The 26,930-nt window shown below is 71.6% G+C and carries 20 protein-coding genes; 14 read left to right on the forward strand and 6 right to left on the reverse strand.

What is annotated here, in order from left to right; translation table 11 throughout:
- Positions 1 to 63 precede the first annotated feature (63 nt).
- From ACIRHA_RS05960 to ACIRHA_RS05980, 5 genes are all read left to right on the forward strand, one after another.
- The gene (locus tag ACIRHA_RS05960; RefSeq protein WP_403840345.1) at positions 64 to 1,614 is read left to right on the forward strand and encodes a long-chain fatty acid--CoA ligase; all 1,551 of its coding nucleotides are present in this window, start codon (positions 64 to 66) and stop codon (positions 1,612 to 1,614) included.
- Positions 1,615 to 1,632: 18 nt separating this feature from the next.
- A complete protein-coding gene (locus tag ACIRHA_RS05965; protein WP_403840348.1) occupies positions 1,633 to 2,832 on the forward strand; it encodes an acyl-CoA dehydrogenase family protein in 1,200 nt (399 codons plus the stop codon).
- Between the two features lie 66 nt (positions 2,833 to 2,898).
- Complete coding sequence (locus tag ACIRHA_RS05970) at positions 2,899 to 4,119, forward strand: M20 family metallopeptidase (protein ID WP_403840351.1); 1,221 nt, start codon at positions 2,899 to 2,901, stop codon at positions 4,117 to 4,119.
- A complete protein-coding gene (locus ACIRHA_RS05975; protein ID WP_403840354.1) occupies positions 4,116 to 5,564 on the forward strand; it encodes an MFS transporter in 1,449 nt (482 codons plus the stop codon). The genes ACIRHA_RS05970 and ACIRHA_RS05975 overlap by 4 nt, the downstream gene beginning before the upstream one ends.
- Positions 5,565 to 5,599: 35 nt before the next feature.
- Positions 5,600 to 8,719: an ATP-binding protein gene (locus ACIRHA_RS05980; RefSeq protein ID WP_403840356.1), complete on the forward strand. Its 3,120-nt coding sequence runs from the start codon at positions 5,600 to 5,602 to the stop codon at positions 8,717 to 8,719.
- On the opposite strand, the gene ACIRHA_RS05985 is transcribed toward ACIRHA_RS05980, so the two are convergent.
- Together ACIRHA_RS05985 and ACIRHA_RS05990 are read right to left on the reverse strand one after the other, a co-directional pair.
- Positions 8,700 to 9,494: an ABC transporter permease gene (locus tag ACIRHA_RS05985; protein ID WP_403840358.1), complete on the reverse strand. Its 795-nt coding sequence runs from the start codon at positions 9,492 to 9,494 to the stop codon at positions 8,700 to 8,702. The genes ACIRHA_RS05980 and ACIRHA_RS05985 overlap by 20 nt on opposite strands.
- Positions 9,491 to 10,459 carry an ATP-binding cassette domain-containing protein gene (locus ACIRHA_RS05990; protein ID WP_403840360.1) on the reverse strand — a complete coding sequence of 323 codons (969 nt, stop codon included), beginning with the start codon at positions 10,457 to 10,459 and terminating at the stop codon, positions 9,491 to 9,493. Before ACIRHA_RS05990 ends, ACIRHA_RS05985 begins: the two co-directional genes overlap by 4 nt.
- Positions 10,460 to 10,677: 218 nt before the next feature.
- Between ACIRHA_RS05990 and ACIRHA_RS05995 the strand changes: the two genes are divergently transcribed.
- From ACIRHA_RS05995 to ACIRHA_RS06010, 4 genes are all read left to right on the forward strand, one after another.
- A complete protein-coding gene (locus ACIRHA_RS05995) occupies positions 10,678 to 13,350 on the forward strand; it encodes a PA14 domain-containing protein (protein ID WP_403840362.1) in 2,673 nt (890 codons plus the stop codon).
- 150 nt (positions 13,351 to 13,500) lie between these two features.
- Positions 13,501 to 15,855, forward strand: coding sequence for a GH92 family glycosyl hydrolase (locus ACIRHA_RS06000; RefSeq protein WP_403840363.1), 2,355 nt, complete (start codon positions 13,501 to 13,503; stop codon positions 15,853 to 15,855).
- 177 nt (positions 15,856 to 16,032) lie between these two features.
- Positions 16,033 to 17,400: a wax ester/triacylglycerol synthase family O-acyltransferase gene (locus tag ACIRHA_RS06005; protein WP_403842122.1), complete on the forward strand. Its 1,368-nt coding sequence runs from the start codon at positions 16,033 to 16,035 to the stop codon at positions 17,398 to 17,400.
- Between the two features lie 167 nt (positions 17,401 to 17,567).
- Positions 17,568 to 19,112 (forward strand): SDR family NAD(P)-dependent oxidoreductase, encoded by a 1,545-nt coding sequence (locus ACIRHA_RS06010; RefSeq protein WP_403840366.1) that lies wholly within the window; start codon positions 17,568 to 17,570, stop codon positions 19,110 to 19,112.
- A 165-nt stretch (positions 19,113 to 19,277) separates the two neighbouring features.
- Here ACIRHA_RS06010 and ACIRHA_RS06015 read toward each other — a convergent pair whose 3' ends face one another.
- Positions 19,278 to 20,117, reverse strand: a complete 840-nt coding sequence (locus tag ACIRHA_RS06015) for an SDR family oxidoreductase (protein WP_403840368.1) — start codon at positions 20,115 to 20,117, stop codon at positions 19,278 to 19,280.
- Between the two features lie 193 nt (positions 20,118 to 20,310).
- Complete coding sequence (locus ACIRHA_RS06020) at positions 20,311 to 21,048, reverse strand: SDR family NAD(P)-dependent oxidoreductase (RefSeq protein WP_403840370.1); 738 nt, start codon at positions 21,046 to 21,048, stop codon at positions 20,311 to 20,313.
- Positions 21,049 to 21,132: 84 nt separating this feature from the next.
- Here ACIRHA_RS06020 and ACIRHA_RS06025 point away from each other — a divergent pair, with 84 nt between their 5' ends.
- Positions 21,133 to 21,768: a TetR/AcrR family transcriptional regulator gene (locus ACIRHA_RS06025; RefSeq protein ID WP_403840372.1), complete on the forward strand. Its 636-nt coding sequence runs from the start codon at positions 21,133 to 21,135 to the stop codon at positions 21,766 to 21,768.
- Positions 21,769 to 21,807: 39 nt separating this feature from the next.
- Here ACIRHA_RS06025 and ACIRHA_RS06030 read toward each other — a convergent pair whose 3' ends face one another.
- The gene (locus ACIRHA_RS06030) at positions 21,808 to 22,371 is read right to left on the reverse strand and encodes an HD domain-containing protein (RefSeq protein ID WP_403840374.1); all 564 of its coding nucleotides are present in this window, start codon (positions 22,369 to 22,371) and stop codon (positions 21,808 to 21,810) included.
- A gap of 130 nt (positions 22,372 to 22,501) precedes the next feature.
- Between ACIRHA_RS06030 and ACIRHA_RS06035 the strand changes: the two genes are divergently transcribed.
- The 4 genes from ACIRHA_RS06035 (at position 22,502) to ACIRHA_RS06050 (ending at position 25,176) form a co-directional block, all read left to right on the forward strand.
- On the forward strand, positions 22,502 to 22,870 hold the full coding sequence (locus tag ACIRHA_RS06035; RefSeq protein WP_403840377.1) for a hypothetical protein: 369 nt from the start codon (positions 22,502 to 22,504) through the stop codon (positions 22,868 to 22,870).
- Between the two features lie 59 nt (positions 22,871 to 22,929).
- Positions 22,930 to 23,691 (forward strand): DsbA family protein, encoded by a 762-nt coding sequence (locus ACIRHA_RS06040; RefSeq protein WP_403840380.1) that lies wholly within the window; start codon positions 22,930 to 22,932, stop codon positions 23,689 to 23,691.
- Positions 23,688 to 24,530, forward strand: a complete 843-nt coding sequence (locus ACIRHA_RS06045; protein ID WP_403840383.1) for a cytochrome c biogenesis CcdA family protein — start codon at positions 23,688 to 23,690, stop codon at positions 24,528 to 24,530. The genes ACIRHA_RS06040 and ACIRHA_RS06045 overlap by 4 nt, the downstream gene beginning before the upstream one ends.
- Before the next feature lie 469 nt (positions 24,531 to 24,999).
- A complete protein-coding gene (locus tag ACIRHA_RS06050) occupies positions 25,000 to 25,176 on the forward strand; it encodes a hypothetical protein (RefSeq protein WP_267072111.1) in 177 nt (58 codons plus the stop codon).
- Between the two features lie 83 nt (positions 25,177 to 25,259).
- On the opposite strand, the gene ACIRHA_RS06055 is transcribed toward ACIRHA_RS06050, so the two are convergent.
- Entirely contained in the window at positions 25,260 to 26,903 is a 1,644-nt protein-coding gene (locus ACIRHA_RS06055; protein ID WP_403840386.1) for an amidohydrolase, read from the reverse strand.
- Positions 26,904 to 26,930: the final 27 nt, after the last annotated feature.

Here is a 26,930-nt window from a genome sequence, read left to right on the forward strand (position 1 = left end):
TAGACACGCTGTCTCCAACTGGTCGCCATGGCGATTTGAGCCGACGAGCGTGGGAGCAGCCCGTTGAACCTGGGCACGTACATCACTCGAAGCAGCACCTTCTGGCCGGAACGCGAGGCCCTGATCTGCGGTGAACGCAGGCTGACCTACGGAGAGCTGGAGCGGATCACCAACCGCCTGGCCTCCGCGCTCATCGGGCGCGGACTCGCCCCGGGGCAGGCGGTCGCGACGTACGCGGGCAACTGCGCGCAGGCCGTCGAGACCGAGATGGCCCTGTCCAAGAGCGGCCTCGTGCGGGTGCCGATCAGCCCGCGGCTCTCCGTCGACGAGGTCGCGCACATCCTCGACGACGCCGACGTGCGCGTCCTGTTCGTCGACGGGGAGCGCGTCGAAGCCGCCCGCGCCGCCCTGGAGCGCGCGTCGGTGGACTGCCTCCTGGTCGACTACGGCGACCAAGAGGCCCTCGCCTACGAGGAGTTGCTCGCCGAAGGAGGTGAGGGGGCCGTCGCCGTCGAGGTCGACCAGCATGACGCCGCCGTCCTCAACTTCACCTCCGGCTCCACCGGCAAGCTGAAGGCCGCCGTGCAGACCCACGGCAACCGGCTCGCCAACATGCGCAAGCGCATGATGAGTTCCGACGCCTCACCCGCGACCCGCGAGTGCTACCTCGCCGCCGGACCCATCACGCACGCCCCCGGCATGCCGCTGCTCGCTCTGCTCGCCTCCGGCGCCACCGTCGTCGTCCTGCCGCGCTGGGACGCCGAGTTGTTCCTCGCCGCGGTCGAGACCGAGCGGATCACCTCGACGTTCCTGGTGCCGACCATGCTCGGCATGGTGCTCGCCCACCCGAAGACCGCCACCGCCGACCTGTCCGGCCTCCGGTCCCTGCACATCGGCGGCGCCCCGGTCTCACCGCAGCGGCTGCGCGAGGCCGTCGAGGTGTTCGGGCCGATCGTCATGCAGGGCTACGGCCAGGTCGAGACGACCAGCGGCATCACCGTGCTCACCCGCGAGGACGTCGTCGCGGGCACCACCACCGACCCCGACCTGCTGCTGTCCTGCGGGCGGCCGGTCTTCGACACGGAGATACGCGTGGTCGACGAGGCGGGCGCCGCGCTGCCCGCCGGGAGCATCGGCGAGGTCGTCGCCCGCGGTCCCGACTGCGTGACCGCGTACTGGCACGAAACCGAGTTGTCCGCCGAGACCTTCAAGGACGGCTGGGTGCACACCGGTGACCTGGGATATCTGCGCGAGGACGGCTACCTGTTCATCGTCGACCGCAAGAAAGACATGATCATCTCCGGTGGCTACAACGTGTACTGCAGCGAGGTCGAGGCCGTCCTGTACGCCCATCCCGCCCTCGCCGAGGCGTGTGTCGTCGGTGTGCCCGACGAGAAGTGGGGCGAGGCCGTCAAGGTGGTCGTCGTGCGCAAGCCCGGCGCCGAGGTCAGTGAGGGCGAGGTCATCGACTTCTGCGCCGAACGCCTCGCCCGCGTGAAGAAGCCGCGGTCCGTGGAGTTCGTGGACGCGCTGCCCGTCAACCGCAACGGGAAGATCGACCGCCGCGCCGTCCGCGCGCGCCACTGGGTCGGCGCCGAGCGCCGCGTGCACTGACAGGAGACGAGCACCACCATGACCTTCACCCTCACCCCCACGTACGACGACAATCCCCGGCTCCAGGACCTGGTGGGCCGACTGCGCGAATACCTCGACGGCGAACTCGCCGACTACGAGAGCGAGTTGGGTCTCTCCCCGGAGGGCGGGTACACCCGCGTCCAGCTCGAACCCGTCTGGCGGCGCAGCCGCGCACTCGGCTTCTACGGCATCCACCTGCCGAAGGAGCACGGCGGCCAGGACCTCACGTACACCGAACTCGCGGCCCTGAAGGAGGAGGTGGGTGCCTCCGGGCGGAATTTGCAGCACAGCGTGCTCGGTGACATGGGCGGGCCGCTGCGCGCCGGTTCGATCCTCCAGTACGCCACCGACCGCCAGATCGAGACGTATCTGAAGCCGGTCATCCGCGGCGAACGGGCCTGCTGCTTCTCGCTCACCGAGACCGACGCCGGCTCCGACGTACGCGCCATGAACACCCTCGCCACGCCCGAAGGCGACGGCTGGCGGATCACCGGACACAAGGTGTTCTCCTCCGCAGGGCCGTTCGCCGACTTCTCCGTCCTCATCGCACGGATGGCGCCCGAGCCGGACGCGCCCGAGGACGCCAAGCCGGCGTTCTCCGCGTTCCTCGTCGACCTCGATACCCCCGGCTGCACAGTGCTGCCCGGCGAGACGCCGATGTCCGGCGAGCACATCGAGAGCGACATCGTGCTCGACAACTGCCGTGTCGAACCCGGGCAGTTGCTCGGCAAGGTCGGCGACGGTCTGCGCATCGGGCTCGGCCGCGTCACCACCAACCGGCTGCTGCACTGCCCGACCGTCCTCGGCCAGGCCCGCCGCGCCCTCGCCCTCACCGTCGACTTCGCCCGCACCCGGCAGGTCTTCGGCGCACCGCTCGGCGCGCTCCAGTCCATCCAGCACAAGCTCGCCGACATGGCCACCTCGTACTACGCGGCGCGCAGCATGACGTACGACGCGCTCGCCGATCTCGACGCGGGCAGGGAACCACGTACGGAAGCCTTTATGTGCAAGCTGTTCGTCGCCGAGAACGCCTTCCGGATCGCCGACGAGGCCGTGCAGATCCACGGCAAGGCGGGCCTCGTGCGCGGCGCCGAAGTCGAGTCCATCTTCCGGAAGTTGAGGATGTTCCGCGTGCTCACCGGATCCTCCGAGATCCAGAAGAACGGGATCGCCCGGCAGCTGCTGCTGCCCGGCTGACAGGCGCGGCACCACGGCGCCACCGCACGTTCCGCTGTGCTCACCCCCTCAGGAGGTTGCTCCCGCATGTCGCCCGTAACCGCACCGTCGTACACCGAGCGCGCCCACGACCTGCACCCCGAACTCGTGGCGCTGCGCCGCGCCCTGCACCGCGAACCCGAACTCGGCCTCCACCTCCCCCGCACCCAGGAAAAGATCCTCGCCGCACTGGAAGGACTGCCCCTGGAGATCACCACCGGCAAGGACCTCAGCTCGGTCACCGCCGTCCTGCGCGGCGGCGCGCCCGGCGGCGCCGTCCTCCTGCGCGCCGACATGGACGCCCTGCCCATCACCGAGAACAGCGGAGTCCCCTACGCCTCCGAGCTGCCCGGCGCGATGCACGCCTGCGGCCACGACCTGCACACGGCCGGACTCGTCGGCGCCGCACGGCTGTTGGCCGAACGCCGCGAACACCTCGAGGGCGACGTGGTGTTCATGTTCCAGCCCGGCGAGGAAGGCTTCGGCGGCGCCCGCGTGATGATCGACGAGGGCCTTCTGGACGCGGCCGGAAAGCCACTCGACGCGGCGTACGCGCTGCACGTCGCCGCCGACCGGCTGCCCGGCGGCATGGTCTCCAGCCGGGCCGGCACCGTCACCTCCGCCTCCGACGTGCTGAGCGTGACCGTGCGCGGCCAGGGCGGCCACGGCTCGACCCCGCACGGAGCCAAGGACCCGATCCCCGTGGCCTGCGAGATCGTCACCGCGATCCAGACCTGGGTGACCCGACGCTTCGACATCTTCGACCCGGCCGTCGTCACCGTCGGCACCTTCCACGCGGGCACCCAGCAGAACGTCATCCCCGACACCGCGACGTTCGAGGCCACCGTGCGCAGCTACTCCGAACCCGCGCACGCACGCCTCATCGAGGGCCTGCCCCGCCTGGTGCGCGGCATCGCCGAGGCACACGGCGTCGAGGCCGAGGTGACGTACACCGTGCAGTACCCGGTCACCGTCAACGAGCCGGACGAGACCGGCTTCGCGCTCGACACCGCCCGCGAATTGTTCGGCGCCGAGCAGGTCCACGAATCGCCCAAGCCGGCCAACGGCTCCGAGGACTTCGCCTTCGTCCTCCAGCGCGTGCCCGGCGCAATGCTGCTCGTCGGCGCCGCCCCCGAAGGCGCCGACCCGGCCCGCGCCGCCGTGAACCACTCGCCGCGCGCCGTCTTCGACGACCACGTGCTGCCGCGCCAGGCCGCGCTGCTCGCCGCGCTCGCCGAGGGCCGCCTCGCCCGGGGAGCCGCCGCATGAGCGCACCCACCGCGTCGCCGGCGGGCAATGTGCGCGCCGTGGTCGGCCTGCTCGTCGCCTTCGAGCTGATCAGCGGCTTCCTCCAGGGCGCCGCCGTGCCCCTGGTCCCCGAGATCCAGCACTGGCAGGGCATCGGCACGGGACAGGCCCAGTGGATCACCTCGGTGCAGTACCTGGCCGCCGCCGTCAGCGTTCCGGCACTCGGCCGCCTCGGCGACCTGTACGGACACCGGCGCATGATCCGGATCGCGCTCGGCACCATCGCCGTCGGCGCCCTGCTCGTGGCGTGCGCGCCCAACCTCGGTGTGCTGCTGCTCGGCCGCGCCCTGATGGGTCCCCTCGCCGCCCTCCTTCCGCTGGAGATCGGTCTCGTACGCGACCGGCTCAGCGTCGACGGCGGGCGCCGGGCGGTCGGCCTCCTGGTCGGCTCGCTCACCCTCGGCTCAGTGCTCGGCCACGCGCTGGCCGGACCGCTGCTCGCGCTCCTCGGCGAGTTGCGCCCCACCCTGTTCGCCCTCGCCGCGCTGGCCGTCGCGTGCGTGGCGCTGTCCTTCACCGCGATCCCCGAGTCCCGCACGCGGGCGAGCGGGCGGATGGACTGGTCGGGTGCGGCCCTGCTCGCTGTGGCCCTGGTCCTGCTGCTCGGCACGGTCTCCCGTGGCTCCGGCTGGGGCTGGGCGTCGGCGCCCACACTGGGCGGCCTCGCCGCGGCCGTCGCCCTGCTGTACGTATGGGCCCGCCTCCAACTCCGCAGCCCCGATGCCCTGGTGGACGTGCGCGCCCTCGGCCGCCGCGCGAGCGCCCCGTACTACGCCTCCGGGTTCGCGCTCGGCGCCGTCCTGCTGGGCGGACAGACCGTCGCGGTCAGCTTCATGGCCACTTCACCGGACGGGACCGGCTACGGGTTCGGCCTCGCGGCCTGGCAGATCAGCCTGTGCGGGCTCATTCCGCACCTCATGGCCTTCCTCGGCTCCTCGCTGTGCGCGAACCTCGCGGAACGGATCGGCTACCGCCGCCTGCTCCTGCTCGCGTTCACGCTGCTGACCTGCGGATACGGCGGGCTGATCGCGCTGCACACGGGCCTGGTGCCGTTCACCGTCGCCAACGCCCTGGTGGGCTTCGGCGTCGGCCTCGCGCTCGGCGGGTTGCCCACGGTGATCGTGGAGAGCAGCGCGGCCGACCGCACGGCCAGCGCCACCGCCGTCTACAACAACTTCAAGACACTCGGCGGCAGCGTCGGTGGCGCCGCGTTCGGTGTCGTCCTCGGCGCACTGGTGATCGGCTCGACGAACACCCCGACCTTGTCGGCGTACGTGACGATCTGGAGCTGCGCCGCGGTGGCCTGCCTGGCGGCGGTCGGCATGCAACTCCTGGCACGCCCGCCCCGGTCCACGCCGACGGGGCCCGCGGCCCCGGTCGCGTCGGCCCCGCGCTCGACCGCCTGAGACCCGCACCCCGCGCCCTTGGCTAACCTGCACGGATGACCACCGACCTGACCCTCCTGCCCCGCGTCGCCCACCGCGGGCAGGAGGTCACCGCGCCCCGGCTGCGCGGCCTGCTCGCCCTCCTCGCCGGCGAGCCGCGCACCGGATGCAGTACGGAGCGGCTCGTGGCAGGGCTGTGGCCGAAGGAACTGCCGCAGCGGCCGGGCAAGGCGGTGCAGGTCCTCGTCGCGCGGGCACGGGCCCAGCTGGGCGCCGACGTCATCGTGAGCACGCCGACCGGATACCGGCTCGGCCTCACCGAGGACCAGGTCGACAGCTCCGCGCTGCTGCGGCACGCCGCCGTGTGCGCGGAGCGGGCCAGGGCCGGGGACCACGCCGGCGCGCTGGCCGCGGCCGAGACCGGGCTCGCCCTGTGGGAGGGCGCCCCGGAGGAGGACGGCGACACGGACGATCCCGTGACCGCGCTGCGCGCCGAACGTGCCCCGGTCCGCCGGGACCTCGTCCGCGCGAGAGCCCTCGCACTCGCCCGTCTCGGCCGGTACGCCCAGGCGGCGGGGCCGCTTGCGCAGACCCTCGCGCGGCTGCCGCGCGACGAGGAGGTGCTCGCCGAACTGCTGCGCGCCGAGGCGGCCACGGCGGGCCCGCCCACCGCGCTGGCCCGCTACGAGACGTACCGCCGTGGACTGCGGGAGGAGCTGGGGGCCGACCCCGGAAGCCAACTCCGCGCTGTCCATGACGAGTTGTTGCGTGACGAGCCGTCCGTCGTCCGGCACGGCGTACCCCACGAACCGAACCAGCTCCTCGGCCGCGACCAGGACATCGCCGCGGTGGAGCGGCTGCTGGGCGACGCGCGGGCCGTCACCGTCGTCGGCCCCGGCGGCCTCGGCAAGACCCGGCTCGCGTACGCCGTGACCCGCCGCGCCGGGCAACGCGTCGTGCACGCCGTGCCGTTGGCCGGCGTCACCGCGGACGCGGACATCGCCACGGAGGTGGCCTCCGCGCTCGGCGTGGGGGAGGGGCGGCACGGCGCCGTCGGCGGGCCCGCGCCGGTCGACCCGGTGTCCGGCATCGTCGGGGCCCTCGGCGCCGGACCCGCGCTGCTGGTCCTCGACAACTGCGAGCACGTCGTCGCGGGCGTCGCCGACCTCGTCCAGGCGCTGCTGTCCCGCGCCCGCGAGCTGCGCGTGCTCGCCACCAGCCGGTCGCCGCTGGGGCTCACGTCGGAGGCCGTGTACGCGCTGCCGGAACTGGGGCCCGACACTTCCGCCGAGCTGTTCGTGCAGCGGGCCAGGGCCGCGCGGCCCGGCGTCGACCTGCCTCCGGCCACGGTCGCCGAACTGTGCGGACACCTCGACGGGCTGCCGCTCGCCGTCGAGCTGGCCGCGGCACGGGTGCGGACCCTGTCCGTGCCGGAGATCGCGCGCCGCCTCGGCGACCGCTTCGCCCTGCTGCGCGGCGGCGTGCGCGACGTGCCCGAGCGCCACCGCACCCTGCACGCCGTCGTGGAGTGGAGCTGGAACCTGCTCGCGGACGAGGCCCGCGCCGCCATGCGCACGCTGTCCGTCTTCCCCGGCGGGTTCTCCGCGGACGCGGCGGAACGGGTCCTCGGCGAGAACGCTCTGGTCGTGCTGGAACAGCTCGTCGAGCAGTCGCTGCTGACCGTCGCCGACACACCGGCAGGGGTCCGGTTCCGGATGCTGGAGACCGTACGGGAGTTCAGCGCGGCCCGGTGCGCGGAATCCGGCGAGGAGGAGCGGGCTGTCGGCCAACTCTGCGCCTGGGCGGGGGAGTTCGGTGTCCGTCAGCACGACACACTGCTGGGCCCGCGATCCCCGGACACCCGGGAGCTGATCAAGTCCGAGCAGGACAACCTCGTCGCCGCCCTCCGGTACGCCCTGGCCCGCGGGGAAGGGTCCACCACCGCCGCCGTCACCGCCGTGCTCGCCGCCCTGTGGTCCACCGACTCCGACTTCGCCCGCCTCTCCGCCCTCGCGGCCGACACCGGCGCCCCGCTCTCGCACTACCACCCCGAACCCGAGTACGTCGAAGTGGCCCGAGCCGCGGCCGTGTTGTGCGCGGCGAGCCTCATCGTGGACCACGCCCCGCGTGTCCTGCGCCACCTCGTCACCCTGCGCCGGCTGGCCCCGGCCCCGCCGGACACGCTGCTGCGTGCCATCGCGGTCGTGCTGGTCGCCGTACCCGAGATGCGGCCTCCCGGCTACGACGTCCTGCGCGAACTCTGCGACAGCCAGTACCCGTTGGTCGCCTCCGTCGCCGAGAGCGTCGCCACCTACGTCTGGGAGTACGAGCACGACATCGGCCGCACGCTCGCCTCGGCGCGGCGGGTCGTCGACGTCCTGGGGCCGGTCGACAGCCCGCCCCTGGAGGTCATGGGCCACTCACGGCTGAGCCAGCTCTGCCTGACGACGGGCGACGGCGACGCCGCGTACCGGTACCTCGGGGCGGCCCGCGAGGCACTGCCCCGGTTCGGCGACGAGAACGACTACGTAGGCATCCGCTGGGGCTTCGCGCTCGCCTGCCTGCAGCGCGGGGACCCGGACGAGGCCGAGACCTGGCTGCGGCGGGCGGAAGCCGATGGCACCGCGCAGAAGGACCCCTTCTACAGCCCCGACCTGGGGGTACGCGCCGAGATCGCGCTCGCCCGCGGCGACATAGGGGCCGGGCTCGAACTGTGGCGCCGCGCCGTCGCCCGGCTGCCGGTCGCCGGAGCGCAGTACGACGGAGAGCCGTGGCACGACCCGTGGGCTCTGCAGATCCAGGCGACGGCGGTGACGGCGCACGCGTACGCGGGCCACCTCGCCCCGGTCTCCGACACGGTCGACCGGCTGCGCGCCGTGCTCGCCGGACCGGCCGCCGCCCATGTGGCGCTCCCCGTCCTCGGCACCGTGCTGCACGCGCTCGGCGCGGCCGGGCTCACGGACCGTACCCCCGGAGCCGTACGCACTATCGCCCTGGCCGAACGACTGTGGGTGCTGCGGGACTTCCACCCCACGATGGCGGCGGACCGGGCCAGGCGGGCGGCCGAGGACACCGACCGGGCGGCGTACACCGACGCGGTCGCCGAGTACGCCGCCCTGGGACGCGACGAGCTGCGGGACGCGGCCCGCGCGCCCGCTACACCGGATCGCGGTTGAACAGCGCCCGCGACCAGAAGAACCCGAGCGCGGTCAGGCCCAGGCACCAGGCGACCGCGAGCCACCCGTTGTTACCGATCCCGGTGCCGAGCAGCAGCCCGCGCAGCGTCTCGATGAGCGGAGTGAACGGCTGGTACTCGGCGACCGGCTGGAACCAGCCGGGCATCGCGTCGATGGGCACGAAGGCGCTGGAGATGAACGGGAGGATGATCAGCGGCATCGCGTTGTTGCTGGCCGCCTCGGCGTTCGGACTGGCCAGGCCCATCCCGACGGCCACCCAGCTCAGCGCCACGGCCACCAGCACCGTCAGGCCGAACGCCGCCAGCCACTCCAGGGCCGTCGCGTCCGTGGAACGGAAGCCGACGGCCACCGCCACGGCGCCGACGACCAGCACACCGGCGACCGCCTGCAGCACGCTGCCCACGACATGCCCGATCAGTACGGACCCCCGGTGGATGGCCATCGTACGAAAACGGGCCATGATCCCCTCCGTCATGTCCATCGAGACGGAGATCGCGGTTCCGGCAGGAGTGGCACCGATGGTCATCAGCAGGATGCCCGGCACGAGATAGCCGATGTACGCGGTGCGGTCGGCCGGACCGCCACCGATCCCCGCGCTCATCACGTCGCCGAAGACGTACACGAAGAGCAGCAGCAGAACGATGGGGGTCAGCAGGATGTTCAGGGTGAGCGACGGATAGCGGCGGGCATGCAGGAGGTTACGGCGCAGCATCGTGGACGAGTCGCGCACGGCGAGGGACAGGGGGGTGCTCATCGGGAGGCCTCCTCGGCAAGGGCGGGGCGGTCGGTCAGGGCGAAGAACACGTCGTCGAGGTCGGGGGTGTGCACGGACAGTTCGTCCGCCTCGACGCCGACGGAGTCCAGCCAGTCGAGGACCGAGCGCAGCTCGCGCTGGGTGCCGTCGCTGGGGATCCGCACGGTGAGCGCCTCGTCGTCCGTGGTGACATCGCGCAACGCGGCGAGGGCGGCCCGGTAGCCGGCCGGGTCGGTGAACCGCAGCCGCACATGGCCGCCCGGCACGAGGCGCTTCAGCTCCTCGGCGGAGCCCGTGGCGGCGATCCGACCCTCGCTCAACACGGCGATGCGGTCGGCGAGTTCATCGGCCTCGTCCAGGTACTGCGTGGTGAGGAAGACGGTGACGCCGTCGGCGACCAGGTCGCGGATCGTGCGCCACATCGTGTGGCGGCTGCGCGGGTCGAGCCCGGTCGTCGGCTCGTCGAGGAAGAGGATCCGCGGGGAACCGACCAGCGTCATGGCGATGTCCAGGCGGCGAGTCATCCCGCCGGAGTACGTCGACGCGGGCTTCTTCGCGGCCTCGGTGAGGCCGAAGCGGTCGAGGAGCTCGGCGGCGAGCCGACGGCCCTCGCGCCGGGGCAGATGGTGCAGATCCGCCATGAGGTGCATGTTCTCCTCGCCGGTGATCAGTCCGTCGACGGCCGAGAACTGCCCGGTCACACCGATCGCCGCGCGCACCGCCTGCGGGTCGGCGGCCAGCTCGTGGCCGCCGACGAACAGCTCGCCCGCGTCGGCGGTGACGAGCGTGGAGAGGATCTTGACGGCGGTGGTCTTGCCCGCGCCGTTCGGCCCGAGCAGCGAGAACACGGAGCCGGCCGGTACCGCGAGATCGACGCCGTCGAGGACGGTCTTGTCCCCGTAGGCCTTGCGGAGCCCCTTCGCCGCGATGGCGAGGGGATGAGGTGCCGTTGTCGTGGTGGTCATGCGGCAGAGAGTGCGGCACGGCGGACTCAACCCGGTTTCACCGTGGTTTCAGCCGGGACGGCCGGCCGTGAAGCCGATGGCTCGTTCCCGCGGTCTTGCCGCAGGCGCTCGCCCGTGCTGTGATGCCAACTGCCCGTCCTCTCAACAATGTTCAACGAAGTCCAACGCAATACACCGCAGTTGCACAGACCTGAGCGGCGAGCCGCCACTCTTCCTCGATGCGTCCCAGTACTGGAGGATCCGTGCGCACCAGAAGCCTCAGAAGTCCCGGAGAACCTCGAACCCTCAGACGTCGCGCAAGACACCTGTCCCTCCTCCTCACCGCGGCCCTGGGCCTCAGCGTGCTCGCGGTGGCCCCGTCCGGCGCCGCGGCCACCGCGGACGACGACCCCGTCGTGCCGCACGGCCTGAAGGGCGAGTACTACACCCAGTCCGCCGCCGGAGCCTTCGACTTCGACGAGCTCAAGGCCACCGGCTTCGACCCGCAGATCGACTTCAACAGCCTGGAGTCCCGCCTGTCGTCCGCGACCGGGAAGGCGGACGACGCGAGTGTGCGCTGGACCGGAAAACTGGTGCCGGAGAAGTCCGGGCCGACAACGTTGTCTATGATCGGTGACAACGGCTTCCGGCTGTGGGTCGACAACAAGCTGGTCATCGACCACTGGGTCGACGACTGGGACAAGGAACAGACCTCACAGCCCGTCGAGCTGACCGCGGGCAAGGCGGTCGACATCAAGGTCGAGTACTTCGAGCACTACGGCGGCTCCAACCTGCACCTGCGCTGGACCGAACCCGGCGCGCAGAAGAAGGCCATCCCGTCCTCCGCGTTCCGGCTGCCCGACGACTGGAAGTACGACGGCGCCATCGGCACCACCGTGCTCGGCGACGGACGCACGCTGAAGCTGGACTTCGCGCAGAAGCTCGGCGCGGTCCCCGCGGACGTGGGCGACCACCTGAACGCCGTGATCGGCGGCGCCAAGTGGCCGCTGAGCGGAGTCAAGGCCGACCCGGACGACCCACGGGCCCTCGTCGTCGGCCTCAAGGAACCGGTCGTCGGCAACAAGGACGGCGACGCCTCCGGCCAGGCCGACGTCACGTACGACGGCAAGGGCGGACTGACCGGCAGCGACGGCACGGCCGTCGGCTCCTTCTGGTCCAGCGGCCCCAACCACTCGACGCACGAGCTGAGCACCAAGTGGGGCGACGACGTCACCCCGGCCAACGCCCATCGCGAGTATCCGCGGCCCCAGCTCACCCGCGACAAGTGGAAGAACCTCAACGGCAGTTGGCAGTTCGCGGCAGCCAAGGAGGGTGAGCAGCCGCCGGTCGGCAAGAACCTCGGCGAGAAGATCCTCGTGCCCTACCCGGTCGAGTCCCAGCTCTCCGGCGTCCAGCGCCACGAGGACCGCATGTGGTACCGGCGCACCTTCACCGTGCCCGCCGACTGGAAGGTCGGCGACAAGCAGCGGCTGCGGCTCAACTTCGGTGCCGTGGACTGGAAGTCCGAGATCTACGTGAACGGCACGAAGGTCGCCGATCACAAGGGCGGCTACGACAAGTTCAGCGCCGACGTCTCCGACGCCCTCAAGCCGGGCCGCACCCAGGAACTGATCGTCGGCGTCTACGACCCGACCGACGCGGACAACGCCGAGAACCCGCCGATGGGCAAGCAGCGCCTCGACCCCAGCGGCATCTGGTACACGCCCTCCTCGGGCATCTGGCAGACCGTGTGGATGGAGCCGGTCGCCGCCGACCACGCCACCGACCTGAAGGTGACGCCGAATGTGAAGACGGGCGAAGTGGCCGTGTCCGCCACGGGAGTTCGTGACGGCGTTCCGGTCACGGCGACGGCGTACGCGGACGGCAAGAAGGTCGCCACCGCCACCGGTACCTCCGGCGCGCCGCTCACCCTGAAGATCGCCAAGCCGCATCTGTGGTCGCCCGACGACCCCTTCCTGTACGACCTCAAGGTGAGCGTCGGCGCCGACAGGGTCGGCAGCTACTTCGGGATGCGCTCGATCTCCGTCGAGAAGGTGAACGGCACCCCGCGCACCATGCTCAACGGCAAGCCGATGTTCATGATGGCCACCCTCGACCAGGGCTTCTGGCCGGACGGCCTGCACACCGCGCCCAGCGACGACGCGCTGGCGTACGACCTGAAGATGCACAAGAAGATGGGCTTCAACTCGGTCCGCAAGCACATCAAGGTCGAGCCCGACCGCTGGTTCTACTGGGCCGACAAGCTCGGCCTGATGGTCTGGCAGGACATGCCGGCGATGGAGGCCGGGACGAACCCGTCGACGGCGGCGCGCGCCGAGTACGAGCGCGAGATGAAGACCATGATCGACCAGCACATCAACCACCCCTCGGTCGTCATGTGGGTCACCTTCAACGAGGGCTGGGGCCAGTACGACGAGGGCCGCATCGCCGAGCAGGCGAAGTCCTGGGACCCGACCCGCCTGATCAACGGCCAGTCCGGGCTCAACCTCGGCCGCGACGGCGGCGCCGGCGACATCATGGACGAACACGGCTACCCGAGCCCCGCCCTGCCACCGCACCCCGACGGCGAACGGGCCCTGGTCGCGGGCGAGTACGGCGGCCTCGGCCTCGCGGTGCCGGGCCACGCCTGGTCGGTCCAGCAGTCCTACGTCGACGTGGACCCGGCGACGTACACGGACGACTACCTCAAGAAGCTGGACGAGGTCCACAAGCTGGCCTGCAAGGGCGGCAACGGCGCCGTCTACACGCAGATCTCCGACGTCGAGGGCGAGCTGAACGGCCTGCTCACCTACGACCGCCGGGTCGTCAAGCCGGACGTGAAGCGCGTGCACGACGCCCAGCAGGCGCTGATCCGCGACGCCTCGCAGGACACCGTGGCGAACTGCTCCTGATCCGTACGTCCCTGGGGCGGGCCCGTGCGCACGGGCCCGCCCCTCGTTCCCAGGGCGTCCGGACTCCTGGCGGCCCGCGAAGTCTTGACGGGCCGTCGGGCCGCACGAAGAATGATCGCCCACGCCGACAACGTTGTCGAAGGATGCAGGATGCGTAGACGCACCACAGGAAGACCCGTCCGCCGCACGTTGGGCGTGCTGGCGGCTGCCGCGGCCCTGCTCGGCGCGGGGCTCGCCGCGCCCGCCGCGGCCTCGGCCGCCGCCGAGGGCGGCCAACTCACCGACCTCGTCAACCCGTTCATCGGTACGGAGAACGAGGGCAACACCTATCCGGGCGCCGCCGTGCCCTTCGGGATGGTGCAGTTCTCGCCCGACACCGGGCACAACACCGGCTACGACTACTCGGAGAACCACATCCGAGGGTTCTCCACCGTCCATCTCTCGGGCGTGGGCTGCGGGTTGGGCGGCGATCTGCCGGTGCTGCCGACCGTGGGTGACATCGGGAGCACGGACTACGCGAAGTACGCGGCCGAGTTCAGCCACGACGACGAGAAGGCCTCGCCCGGCTACTACAAGGTGGGCCTGAAGTCGGGTGTGGACGCCGAGTTGAGCGCCACGAAGCGGACCGGGGTGCAGAAGTACACGTTCCCGGCCACCGACAAGGCCAACGTGATGATCAACGCGGGCCAGTCGCTGCACAAGACCGTGCACACCAAGGTCGACATCCTCGACAGCCGGACCGTGCGCACCTCCATCACCGGCAGCGGCTTCTGCCAGGACACCAAGCAGTACACGCTCCACACGATCACCAAATTCGACCGGCCGTTCAAGACGAGCGGCACCTGGAAGGGCGACACCGTCACCGAGGGCTCCAGGTCCTCGGCCGCGGACGCCGAGCGCAACGGCGCGTATCTCCGCTTCGACACCAGCAAGGACCGCACCGTCGAGGCGACCACCGCCATCTCCTACGTGGACGCACACGGCGCGGAACTCAACCTCCGTGCGGAGGGCGGCCGTTCCTTCGACTCCGTGCGCGGCGCGGCGCGGTCCGCGTGGGAGGACCGGCTCGACGATGTCAAGGCGCAGGGCGGCAGCGAGACACTGCGCCGCACCTTCTACTCCTCGCTGTACCGCTCGTTCCTCGCGCCGAACATCGGCAGCGACGTCGACGGCCGCTACACCGGCTGGGACCAGAGGATCCACCGCGCCAAGGGGTTCACGTACTACCAGAACTGGTCGCTCTGGGACACGTACCGCACCCAGGCGCAGCTCCTGTCGCTGCTCGCCCCGCACGAGTCGCGGGACATGGCCCTGTCGGTGATCCGGATCGACAAGGACAGCGGCTGGCTGCCCAAGTGGGGCTACGGAACGGTCGAGACGAACATCATGACCGGCGATCCGGTCACCCCGTTCCTCACCAACGCCTACCAGCAGGGCCTGCTCAAGGGGCATGAGGAGGACGCGTACCGGGCCCTGAAGAAGAACGCCGACGGGGTGCCGCCGGCCGACTCCGCCCCCGTGGGCCGCGAGGCCAACAAGGAGTACCTGGCCGACGGGTTCGCGCCGTACATCAAGGACCGCGAGCACGTGAAGCCCGGTGACTCCGATTACGACCACGGTGCCTCGGCCACCCTGGAGTACGCCCTGTCCGACGCCATGCTCGGCCAGATGGCGAAGGAGCTGGGGCACGACGAGGACGCCGCCCGCTATACCGAGCGGGCGCAGAACTACCGGAAGATCTTCGACGGTTCGACCGGATTCTTCCGTGCGCGCGACGCGTCGGGCGCCTTTACGGGGCCCGACGACCCGGCGAAGAGCGAAGGGTTCCACGAGGGCACGTCCTGGCAGTACCAGTGGCTCGTGCCGCAGGACCTGCCCGGCATGGTCGGCTTGATCGGCGGAAAGGAGGCCGCGAACAAGCGGCTCGACTCGTTCTTCGCGTACGACGAGCTGGTCAAGGACCCGGCCAAGACCGCCCGCGAGGTGTGGGTCAACGGCCCGTACGACTACTACAACGCGGACAAGTACAACCCGCAGAACGAGCCGGACCTGATCGCGCCGTACACCTACCTGTCGACCGGGCAGCCGTGGAAGACCACGGACGTTGTCCACGCGGCACTCACCCTGTTCACCGACACCCCGACCGGGATGACCGGCAATGACGACCTGGGCACGATGTCCGCCTGGAACGTCCTGTCGTCGATCGGGATCTTCCCGGTGCAGCCCGGTACGGACACGTGGAGCCTGTCGACGCCCGTCTTCGAGCGGGTCGACGTCAAGCTCGACCGGCGCTACTACCCGAAGGGCGCGCTGACCGTTCGGGCGCCCGGTACTTCGGAGGGCAACCGGTACATCCAGTCGGCGCGGGCGGACGGTGCCGCGTACGACAAGACGTACCTGACCACAAAGGATCTGCGGGGCCTGCGGAACCTGTCCTTCACCGTCGGCGGCGAGCCGTCGGCATGGGGGACCGGTCCCGACGCGGCGCCGCCGGCCCTCAAGTGACCTAAAAGACACGTCACTTGAGTCGTCTTCTGCGCCACATGAGACCCGCCTCTCCCAGAGGGGCGGGTCTTCATCAGTTGTTAACGCAGAGTGGCATGATCGTACTTGACCGTAATCGACTGCTGGCGATTGACTGCGGGCTCACCGTCGTCGACGCGAGAGCCCTTCATGACCTCTCTGAGTTCGGACTTGCTCGCTCCACTCGACCTGACTTTCTGGAACATCGAGACCGCCGAACACCCCATGCATCTGGGGGCGTTGGGCGTGTTCGAGGCCGACGACCCCGGCGCCGCCCGGCACGCCTTCGAGCTGCTCGCCACCCGCGCCGCGGGCGTGGCGGGCCTGCGCATGCGGATCGCCGGCGTGCTCGTACCGGTCGGCGGCGCGGCCCGCGTGCCGGCCGCCGACTTCGACCCGCTCGACCACGTGTGGCTGGCCGGGCCCGTCGACGACTTCCACGCCGCCGCGGGTGCGCTCATGGAGCGCCCGCTCGACCGCGGCCGCCCGCCGTGGGAGGCGCACGTACTGCCGGCCGCCGACGGCGCGTCGTTCGCCGTGCTCTTCAAGTTCCATCACGCCCTCGCGGACGGGCTCCGCGCCCTGACCCTCGCCGCGGGCGTCATGGACCCCATGGACCTGCCCGCCGGGCGCACCCCGAAGGACGCGCCCGCCGCGCGCCGCGGCCTGCGCCTGCCGTTCCCCGGCCTGCGCGAGATCACGCTCGGTGACCTCGACCCGCGCCGCTACCCCGACCATGTCCGCACGCTGGTCGGCAGCGCCACGCAGGCCGCGTCCATCGGTGCCTCCGTCGCCCGCGCCACCTGGGGCGTACGCACGTCGCCCGCGCTCACCTCGAAGGCCAGCGGCACCCGGCGCACCGCCGGGGTCGTGCTCGACCTCGACGACGTGCACCGCATCCGCAAGACGGTCGGCGGCACGGTGAACGACGTGCTGATCGCCGTGGTCGCCGGAGCCGTGCGGCGCTGGCTCGACGAGCGCGGCGACGGCACCGAGGGCGTCGAGCCCCGCGCCCTCGTCCCGGTCTCCCGGCGCAGGCCCCGCACGGCCCACCCGCAGGGCAACCGGCTCTCCGGCTACCTGGTCCGGCTGCCCGTCGCCGAGCCCGACCCGGTGGAGCGGCTGCGGCTCGTACGGGCCGCCATGAACCGGCGCAAGGACGTCGGTCCCACGCGCGGCGCGGGCGCCGTCGCCCTGCTCGCCGACCATGTGCCGCCGCTCGGCCTCCGCCTGGGCGGCCCCCTCGTCGGCCAGAACGCCCGCCTCCTCTTCGACCTGCTGGTCACGAGCGTCCCGCTGCCCAGCCTCGGCCTGAAACTGGGTGGCTGCCTGCTCACCGAGGTCTTCCCGCTGGCGCCGCTGGCGCAGGGGCAGTCCCTCGCCGTCGCCGTGTCGACGTACCGCGGGCGGGTGCATTACGGGCTCGTCGCCGACGCGAGCGCCGTACCGGATCTCGATGTGCTGGCGCGGGCGGTCCGGGAGGAAGCGGCCGCGCTCGGGGCGGCGTGCGAGAAGGCGGCGAACTGACGGAGCCGCTGGTGCTGACGGCCGTCATTTGGGTCGACGCCGCTCCCGCCAGTATCCTCCGGATCTGGCGGGATCAACCGAGCGACCTGTAAGGTGCCGCCTTTTGGCAGCCGCGCGGCACTCAAGGATTCCTCGCGGCACGAGCGACACGAGGAACAGCAGCGGCGATGACCGTGACAGAGGACAACCAGGCCGCCGAGCCCGCCGAGGCCACGGGGACCCCCGAGGGCACGACAGCCGCCGAGAACGGCGGCGTCGTCGCGTACGGCCCCGGCATCGACCCCGAGCGGCTCGCCGTCTGCCTCAGCGTGCTGGAGGAGCTCGACGAGATCGACGTCGACCACCCCGACGCGATCACCGTCCGCCGCGCCACCGCCGGCATCTACCGGACCGTGAAGCAGCGCCGCCGCCAGGACCGCCGCGCCGCCAAGACCGCCCACGACAAGGCGGTCACCGAGGCCACGGCGACCGGCTCGGCGCAGCGCATCGACGACGAGACCGAGGGCATCCTGCCCTCCTCGCAGACCGAGGAAGGCCGGCTCGCGGGGATACTCCAGCGCCCCCGCTCCTGCTACACCTGCAAGACCCGGTACGTGGAAGTCGACTACTTCTACCATCAGCTCTGTCCCGCCTGCGCCCGCCTGAACCGGACCAAGCGCGACGCCCGCGCCGACCTCTCCGGCAAGCGCGCCCTGCTCACCGGCGGCCGCGCCAAGATCGGCATGTACATCGCGCTGCGCCTGCTGCGCGACGGCGCGCACACCACGATCACCACCCGGTTCCCCAAGGACGCCATCCGCCGCTTCAAGGCGATGGAGGACTCGACGGACTGGATCCACCGCCTGGAGGTCGTCGGCCTCGATCTGCGCGACCCCGGACAGGCAGTCGCCCTCGCCGAGCAGGTCGCCGCCGCGGGCCCGCTCGACATCCTCATCAACAACGCGACGCAGACCGTGCGCCGCCTGCCCTCCGCCTACGCCGCGCTCGTCGACGGCGAGAGCGCGCCGCTGCCCGCGGGAGAGCTGCCGCCGCACCACGTCATCGGCGCCTTCAACTCGGGATCCGTCGACGGCATCGCCGCGCTGCCCATCGGCACGAGCGGCATCGACGCCCAGAAGGTCGCCGACCTGGCGCTCGTCGCGGGCAACGCGAGCGTCGAGCGGCACCTCGACGGCTCCGCGATCGACGCGGGCGGCCTCGTCCCCGACGTCGTCGAGTCCAACACCTGGGTGCAGACCATCGACCAGATCTCCCCGGTCGAGCTGCTCGAGACCCAGCTGTGCAACTACACGTCGCCGTTCATCCTGATCAGCGCGCTGCGCCCGGCCATGTCCGACGCCGCGAAGAAGGCGGAGAGCGGACGCGCGTACGTCGTGAACGTCTCGGCGATGGAGGGCGTCTTCGGCCGCGGCTACAAGGGCGCGGGCCACCCGAACACCAACGCCGCCAAGGCGGCCATGAACATGGTGACGCGCACCAGCGCCCACGAGATGTTCCAGGCCGACGGCATCCTCATGACCTCCGTCGACACCGGCTGGATCACCGACGAGCGCCCGCACTACGACAAGCTGCGCCTCGCCGAGGAGGGCTTCCACGCCCCCCTCGACCTGGTCGACGGCGCGGCCCGCGTCTACGACCCCGTCGTGCGCGGCGAGGCCGGCGACGACGTGTACGGCGTCTTCCTGAAGGACTACGAGCCCGGCAAGTGGTAAAGAGCCTGTGAACAAACCCCCGTCTGCGCTGCGGCGTCCGGCACGCACGCTCGCGGCGTTGCCGAAACGCCCGAGTAGCTCCGCTACTAGAGCGCTCCGGCGCCTTGCGATCGCACGCACCGGACGCCGCAGCGCCCGCCCTTCGGGCGGACGACGGGGGTTTGTTCACAGGCTCTGACGCAGCTGCCGGTGGACGGCATCGTTCGACGCGCCGCCCGCTGAGGCGGCGCGCACCCGCGTACCGCCGTCCACCAGCAGCTCCGCGCCGGTTATCCAGGACGCCTCGTCCGACACCAGCCAGCGCACCGCGCGTGCCACGTCCTCCGGCTCCCCGATCCGCCCGGACGGAAGCCCCGCCGCAGCCGACTCCTCGGCCCGCTCCCACACGAAGCGGGCCATCTCGGTGCGGACGAGGCCGGGGGAGACGGAGTTGACGCGCACCAACGGGCCCATCTCACCCGCCAGTTGAGCGGTGAGGTGCAGCAGCGCCGCCTTGCTGGTGCCGTACGCGCCGACGTTCGGGCCGACATGGCCCGCGCCCTCCGTGCACACGTTGACGACGGCGCCGCCGTGCTCGCTCATCCACGCCCGCCACGCGCACTGCACCAGTCGCAGCGGCGCCTCCACGTTCATCGTGAAGGCCGTGCGCCAGATCTCCGGGTCGGCGTCCATGAGCGGGCCGTAGGGCTGGTTGGTCGCGGCGTTGTTCACGACGATGTCGACCCGCCCGAACTCCGCCATCGCCCGCTCCGTCACCTCCCACAGATGCGCCGGATCGGCCACGGACCCGGGCACCCCCACCGCCTCCGCGCCGCGCGCCCGCAGCGCCGCGACGGCCTCCCGCACCCCGTCCGGATCCCGGGCGGTCACGCACAACAGGGCGCCGTGGTCGGCGAGTTCCTGTGCGATCGCGCGGCCGATGCCGCGCGAGGCGCCGGTCACGACGGCCGCCCTGCCGTCGAGCACACGCGTGTGACCCGTGGGGGCCGTCGAGGACGCAGGCATGCGCGTACGGTCTCACGAGCGACCGGTGGATGACGATGTGTCAGCCGTGCATGGTTCGTGGGTCGTTTGTGGAGGCGGGTCCGGCGCCTGTCCGGCGGATCGTGCGACTGCCGCGTGTCGTGCGGTGTCCCCGACGGGGTGGATGAGCATCCAGCGGGGGCGCGGGATCCGGATGCGCGGCACCGGCCGTCGTTCAGGCCCGGGTGGAGCCGCCGTCCGCGAAGAGTTCGGCGCCGGTGACGAACGACGAGGCGTCCGAAGCCAGGAAGAGGGCGGCCTCGGCGATCTCCTCGGCGTCGGCCAGCCGCCCCAGTGGCACGACGGCCTCGGCGAACGTCTCGACGTCCGGCCCCACGGCGCCCAGCAGGCCCGGGGTTCGCGTAGGTCCAGGGCTGAGCACGTTGACCCGGAATCGGCGCTCCCGGGACTGCCGGGACCAGTTGTGCACGAGGTTGCTCACCGCCGCCTTCGAGGCGCTGTAGACCTCGAGTTGCTCATTGGGCCGCACGCTGTTGCTCGACCCGATGACCAGGACGGAGGCGTTCTCCGCCAGCAGCGGAAGCGCCTTCTGGACGGTGAACAGAGTGCCCTTGATGTTGACGGCGAGCGTCAGGTCGACGTTCGCCTCGGTGTGGGCGCCGAGTGAGGCGTCCGCGGCGAGTCCCGCATTGGCCACCAGCACGTCGATGTGCCCGGCCTCGTCGCGGACTCGCGCGTAGAGCGCGTCCAGGTCGGCCAGGTCCGCGACGTCGGCCCGTACGCCGGTGGCCGCCGGACCCATCTCCTTGACCGCCGCGTCGAGGCGGTCGGCGTCCCGGCCGGTCACGAAGACCCGTGCGCCCTCCCGGATGAAGCGGTGGGCGATGGCCAGCCCGATCCCGCTGGTTCCTCCGGTGATCACGGCCACCTTCTCCTGCAGTACGCCTGACATGTCGAACCCCTTGAGTTGTGGAATCGATCGTCCACAACCTAGGCAGTAATGGACGATCGAGTCAAGAATGGATAGGCTGAGAACATGCCGAGACCACGCGCATTCGACGAACGCCAAGTCCTGAAGCGGGCCCGCGAACAGTTCTGGGCGACCGGCTACGTGGGAACGCGGATGGACGACATCGCCCGGGCGACCGGCCTTGGCAAGGGCAGCCTGTACGGCGCGTTCGGCGACAAGAGCAAGCTGTTCCACCGCGTGTTCGGCGACTGGTGCACCGCGGTGGTCGAGGTGGCCGAGGGGCGGCTGGCGGGTGGCCCGGACGCGGAGGCCCTGGCCCGGCTGTCCGGATACGTGCGCCTCATGGCGGAGTACACCGCCTCCGACACCGAGCGCCGCGGGTGCCTGCTGGCCAAGGGCGCGGCGGAAATGGCCGAGCACGATCCGACGGTCGCCGGGCGGTCGGCCGAGACCATGACGGCGCTGCTGGCCCTGCTGCGGACGGAGATCAGCGCCGCCCAGCGCCACGGCGACATCGACGGCGGCGCGGATCCGGAGCGGTTGGCGGCCCTGCTGCTGACGGTCGTCCGCGGTATCGAGGCGGTGGGCAAGGCCGGCCTCGACCCGCAGACACTGCGCGACATCGCGGACACCGCACTGGCGGTCCTGCCCGAAGGGCCGAACCGCCGCGCGACCGGGCGTGGTCCGGCCCACGAGACCTGACGCGGTGTCGTCAGGGCCACCCGAACCGCTGGGCGGCGCCTACCGCACGTACGAGGCGTGGGCGGCCGCCACGAGTTCGAGCACCGGCCGCCAGTCCTCCAGGTCCCCCGCGTCGAGGCCCACCACCTTGCCCGCGTCGTCCGCCTGCCGCACCGTCACCGCGTCCTCGGCGTGCGGATCCGCCTCGAACGCCGCCACCTCCCACGGCGTCATCGGTCCGCCCTGAACGCCCAGCGTCAGCGCGCTCTGCGCGGACAGCCCGCGTCCCGGCTCGGTCGTCGCCAGATACCGCTTCGCCGGCACATGCAGCTGTACGAGCCGTGCCACCCGCTCGCCGAGCAGCCCGCGCACCGCGTCCGCCGCCCGGTCCGCGTGCCCCGCGTCGTCGCCCGGGCAGAGCAGATGCCCGATGTCGTGGACGAGCCCGGCGACCTGCAACTCCTTGTCGCTGGGCCGGGAGCGGCGCAGCAGCGCCGCCGTCTGCAGCGCGTGATCGTGCAGATCGACGGGGTCCCCGCTGCGGTCCGGGGCGTCCCAGGCGCCCCGACAGGCGTTCAACGAGGCCATCAGCTCCTCGACGGTGCGCAGTTCGACGCGTTCCATGGATGACTCCTCCCGAAGCTCTTCCGCAGCCTGTCCAAAAGCAGACCATGATGAACCGAGGCCGAGCCGACCCACCGGTCAACAGGACGTGAACGCTGTCCCCTTTCGCCCATGGTGCAGAATTGCCCGCATGCGCCGCCTCACCGTTCCCGCTCTCCTGGTGACCTTCCTGGTCACCGTGGTGGGCGCGGCATGGGGCAGCGACTTCCGCGGCGCGCCAGTCGAGCCGGCCCCGGCCCTCGCGTCCGTGCAGCAGCTGTCGTCGCCCGGCGGCACGACCGACTGCGCCCCGCAGGGACAGCACGCCCCCGACAGCCGCCAGGGCGTGCCCACGCGCGGCACGAGCGCCCACGAACTCCTCGCCCCGCTCGCGTACGCGCACGGGCACGGCGCCACCGCCCCGCTCACGGGCATCGTGCCGCCGCCCCCGGCGGGCCGTGGCCCACCGCCGCCCAACGACCCGCCCTCACCGGTCGAACTGTCCGTCCTGCGCGTGTAGATGACACCCCGCCCCACGTGTCATCACGCACTTCTCACGCACGCAAGGACGACTTCGTCATGCCCAAGAACACCACCACCGCCCGCTCCAAGCAGCGCCGCTCCGCCGCGATCGCCGCCGCCGTCGCCGTGGCCGCGATCCTCCTCGGCACCGTCTCGTACACCGCGACCAGGCCCGAGGCCCGTACGGACGTGGCCGACGTGTCCGATGCGCAGGGGGACACCGCCGAGGCCAAGGACGAGCTGACCGACAAGCTCGCGAAGCTCGCCCGGCGCGACGCCAAGGACCCGCTCGCGCAGGGCCGCGCCGACGCGCCCGTGGTCCTCATCGAGTACGCCGACTTCAAGTGCGGCTACTGCGGGAAGTTCGCCCGCGACACCGAACCCGACCTGGTGAAGAAGTACGTCGACGACGGCACGCTGCGCATCGAGTGGCGCAACTTCCCCATCTTCGGCGCCGATTCGCAGTCCGCCGCGCGCGCCGCGTGGGCGGCGGGTCAGCAGGGCCGTTTCTGGCAGTTCCACAAGGCGGCCTACGCCGACGGCGCCAAGGACAAGGGCTTCGGCGCCGACCGCCTCGACGCGCTCGCCCGCGAGGCCGGGGTGAAGGACCTCGACCGGTTCCGCACCGACCGCGAAGGCAAGGCGGCGCAGGCTGCCGTGAAGCAGGACAGCGACGAGGCGTATGCACTCGGTGCCACCTCCACGCCGTCCTTCCTCATCAACGGGCAGCCCCTCGCGGGCGCGCAGCCCGAGGCCGCGTTCGAGCAGGTCATCGAGGCGGCGAAGGCGCAGTCCGGGAAGTCCGGCGGCGACAAGTGAGCGACATCGGCTACTTCGCGGCGTTCCTCGGCGGCCTGCTCGCCCTGCTCAGCCCGTGCAGCGCCCTGCTGCTGCCCGCGTTCTTCGCGTACTCCATCGACAGCCCGACCCGGCTCGTCGCCCGCACCGGCGTCTTCTACCTGGGGCTCGCCACCACCCTGGTCCCGCTCGGCGCGGCCGGCTCGTACGCGGGCCGCTTCTTCTACGGCAACCGTGACCTGCTCGTCTCCATCGGAGGCTGGCTGATCATCGCGCTCGGTGTGCTGCAGATCGCGGGACGCGGCTTCGCCTCGCGCCGCATGTCGGAACTCTCCGGCCGCATCCGCCCCACCAACACGGTGTCGGTGTACGCGCTCGGAGCGGTCTACGGCCTCGCCGGTTTCTGCGCGGGACCGATCCTCGGCAGCGTCCTCACCGTCGCGGCGCTCGGCGGGCACCCGGTGTACGGCGGGGCGCTGCTCGCGGTGTACGCCCTGGGCATGGCCGTGCCGCTGTTCCTGCTCGCCCTGTTGTGGGAACGGTTCGACCTGGGCAAGAAGCGGTGGCTGCGCGGCCGCCCGGTCCGCATCGGCCGTTTCGAGACGCACTCGACGTCGCTCGCCTCCGGCCTGTTCTTCCTGGTGCTCGGGACGCTGTTCCTTGTCTTCGACGGGACGACGGCGCTTCCCGGACTCCTCGACGTCGACAACTCGTTCGCCGCCGAGCAGTGGGCGCGCGGCATCGGCGACCGGGTCCCGGACCTGCTCGTGCTCGTCGCGGCCGTCGTACTGGTGAGCGCGTTCTTCCTCGTACGGGCCCTGCGTGGGCGCGGGGAGGGCGTGCCGTTCGAGAGCGAGTAGCGCCCGGTGGCAGGGGGCGAGTTGACGCCATTCTCCCGCGTCGGCCGCCCCGCCCCACGCGCCTCGGTGACCTCGGGCGACGCCCGGGGTCGCGTCAACACCGCATGGCGACACGCCGCGTTGTCCTGAAGTGCCCCCGTACGAGCGAAAACCTGTCGCGCGGGGTGGGGCGCCCATGGCTGAATGAACGCCGGGCGACCTCCGAAAGACGGAGAGATTCCAGCCCCAGTGAGCGGACCCCCGCTCATATGGTTAGGCTGTAGCCGCACGGTTACCGCAAGTGGGTCCGACACCTTGACCCATGGTGGCCGTACAGGGAGAGACCGAGAACCACGGCCGACCCCACCAGCGACAACCGGCGCCACCGCGCCCGAACTGGCCTTCTACACAAGCCCGATCGGGCGCCGGACCCCGCGCGACGCTGGGCCGGACTGCCGAAGCGGGTTACCCGACACACAAGGAGTGCGCGGTGACACCAGAGAAGACGAATCGCGAACAGAGCCCGAAGGACCGAGCCGAGCGGGCCGGCCGTCGTAGGCCGGAGAAGCTCGGCAGTCTCGACGTGTGGGCGAGGTCGGCGCCGATTCGCCTCGCGGGCTACGAGGACGATTTGGCGGAGCCGCACATTCTGCCCAGCGTGGATTGAGATCGGCGGGACATTTCAAGCCCCGCCGGCGATTGAGGCGCGGGGTCCGGGGCAGAGCCCCGAGACCCCAGCACCGTTGAGGGTCAACGGGAGAACACCCGCTGACCCCCGACGAAGGTCTGCGCGACCCGCGTCGCGCCGATCTCCGTCGCGGCCCCGGCGAACGGGTCCCGGTCCAGGACCACGAGGTCCGCGAGGTGCCCCGCCGCGACGACCCCGGTCTCCGCATCGAGATGGTTCACGTACGCGCTGCCGGAGGTGTACGCCGCGAGAGCGTCGCCGAGACCGATGCGCTGCTCCGGCAGGAACACCGGCGTCCCCGCAGGCGCATCCGCCAACACCCGGTTCACCGCCACATGGATCCCCTGCAACGGATCCGGACTGCTCACCGGCCAGTCGCTGCCCGCCGCAAGCGTCGCCCCGGCCCGCAGCAGCGCCGCGAACGGGTACTGCCACGCCGAGCGCTCCGCCCCGAGGAACGGGATCGTCAGCTCGTCCATCTGCGGCTCGTGCGCGGCCCACAGCGCCTGCATGTTCGCCGTCGCGCCCAGCTCCCGGAACCGGCCGATGTCATCAGGGTGCACCACCTGGAGATGCGCAAGGTGCGGGCGCGTATCCGTCCAGCCATTGGCCTCCCGTGCCGCTTCGACGGCATCGAGTGCCTCGCGGACGGCCCGGTCGCCGAGCGCGTGGAAGTGCACCTGGAAACCGTGGGCGTCCAGTTCGGTCACGTACTTCTTCAGCGCCTCGGGCGGTACGAAGCTGATGCCGCTGTTGTCCGATCGGCAGCCGCAGCCGTCGAGATACGGGCCGAGCAGCGCCGCGGTGCCGTTCTCCGCGACCCCGTCCTGCATGATCTTCACCGTCGTCGAGCGGAGGCGGCCACAGGTGCCGGACTCGCGCCGGGCCAGCAGCTCCTCGATCTGCTCGGTGCCGCGCGCCCGGTCCCACCACAGCGCGCCCACGACACGCGCGGTGAGCCGCCCGTCGTCGGCGCACGCCAGATACGCGTCCGTGGGGTCGGTCAGGTTGGCGTGATCGCCGAGGATGGCGTCCTGCCAGGCCGTGACGCCGACGGAGTGCAGGTACTCCTGGGCGCGGAGCAGCCCCGCGATCTTCTCCTCGCGGGTGACCGGGGGGAGCAGCCGTCCGACGAGGTTCGCGGCGCCCTCCTGGAGCATCCCCGTCGGGGTGCCGTCCCTGTCGCGTTCGATGCGGCCGTCCGAAGGGTCCGGTGTGCGGGCGTCGAGGCCGGCGGCCCGCAGCGCGCGGGAGTTGACCCAGGCGCCGTGGTGGTCGCGGTTGACCAGATACACCGGCCGGTCCGGCACCAGGGCGTCCAGCTCGGCAGCCGTCGGCAGACCGCCCGGGAACGCCTCCATCGCCCAGCCGCCCCCGGTGATCCACTCGACGTCCGGGTGCGCGCTCGCGTACGAGGCGATCCGCTCCCGGTACTCGGCGAGCGTCGTCGCGCCGCTCAGGTCGCACTGGCCCATCTCCATGCCGGCCCCGACGGGGTGCGCGTGCGCGTCCTGGAACCCGGGGATCAGCAACTTCCCTGCCAGGTCGACCACTTCGGTGCGCGGGCCGATCAACTCGCGCACCTCGTCGTGGCCGACGGCGACGATCCGCTCGCCGCGCACCGCGACGGAGGTCGCGCGCGAGCGGGCGGGGGAGCCGGTGTGGACGGGGCCTCCGGTGAAGACGAGGTCGGCGGGTGCGGGCATGATCTCAACTCCTAGTGCATGTGCGGG

Source organism: Streptomyces sp. NPDC102360, from assembly GCF_044766085.1.
Classification (GTDB): domain Bacteria; phylum Actinomycetota; class Actinomycetes; order Streptomycetales; family Streptomycetaceae; genus Streptomyces.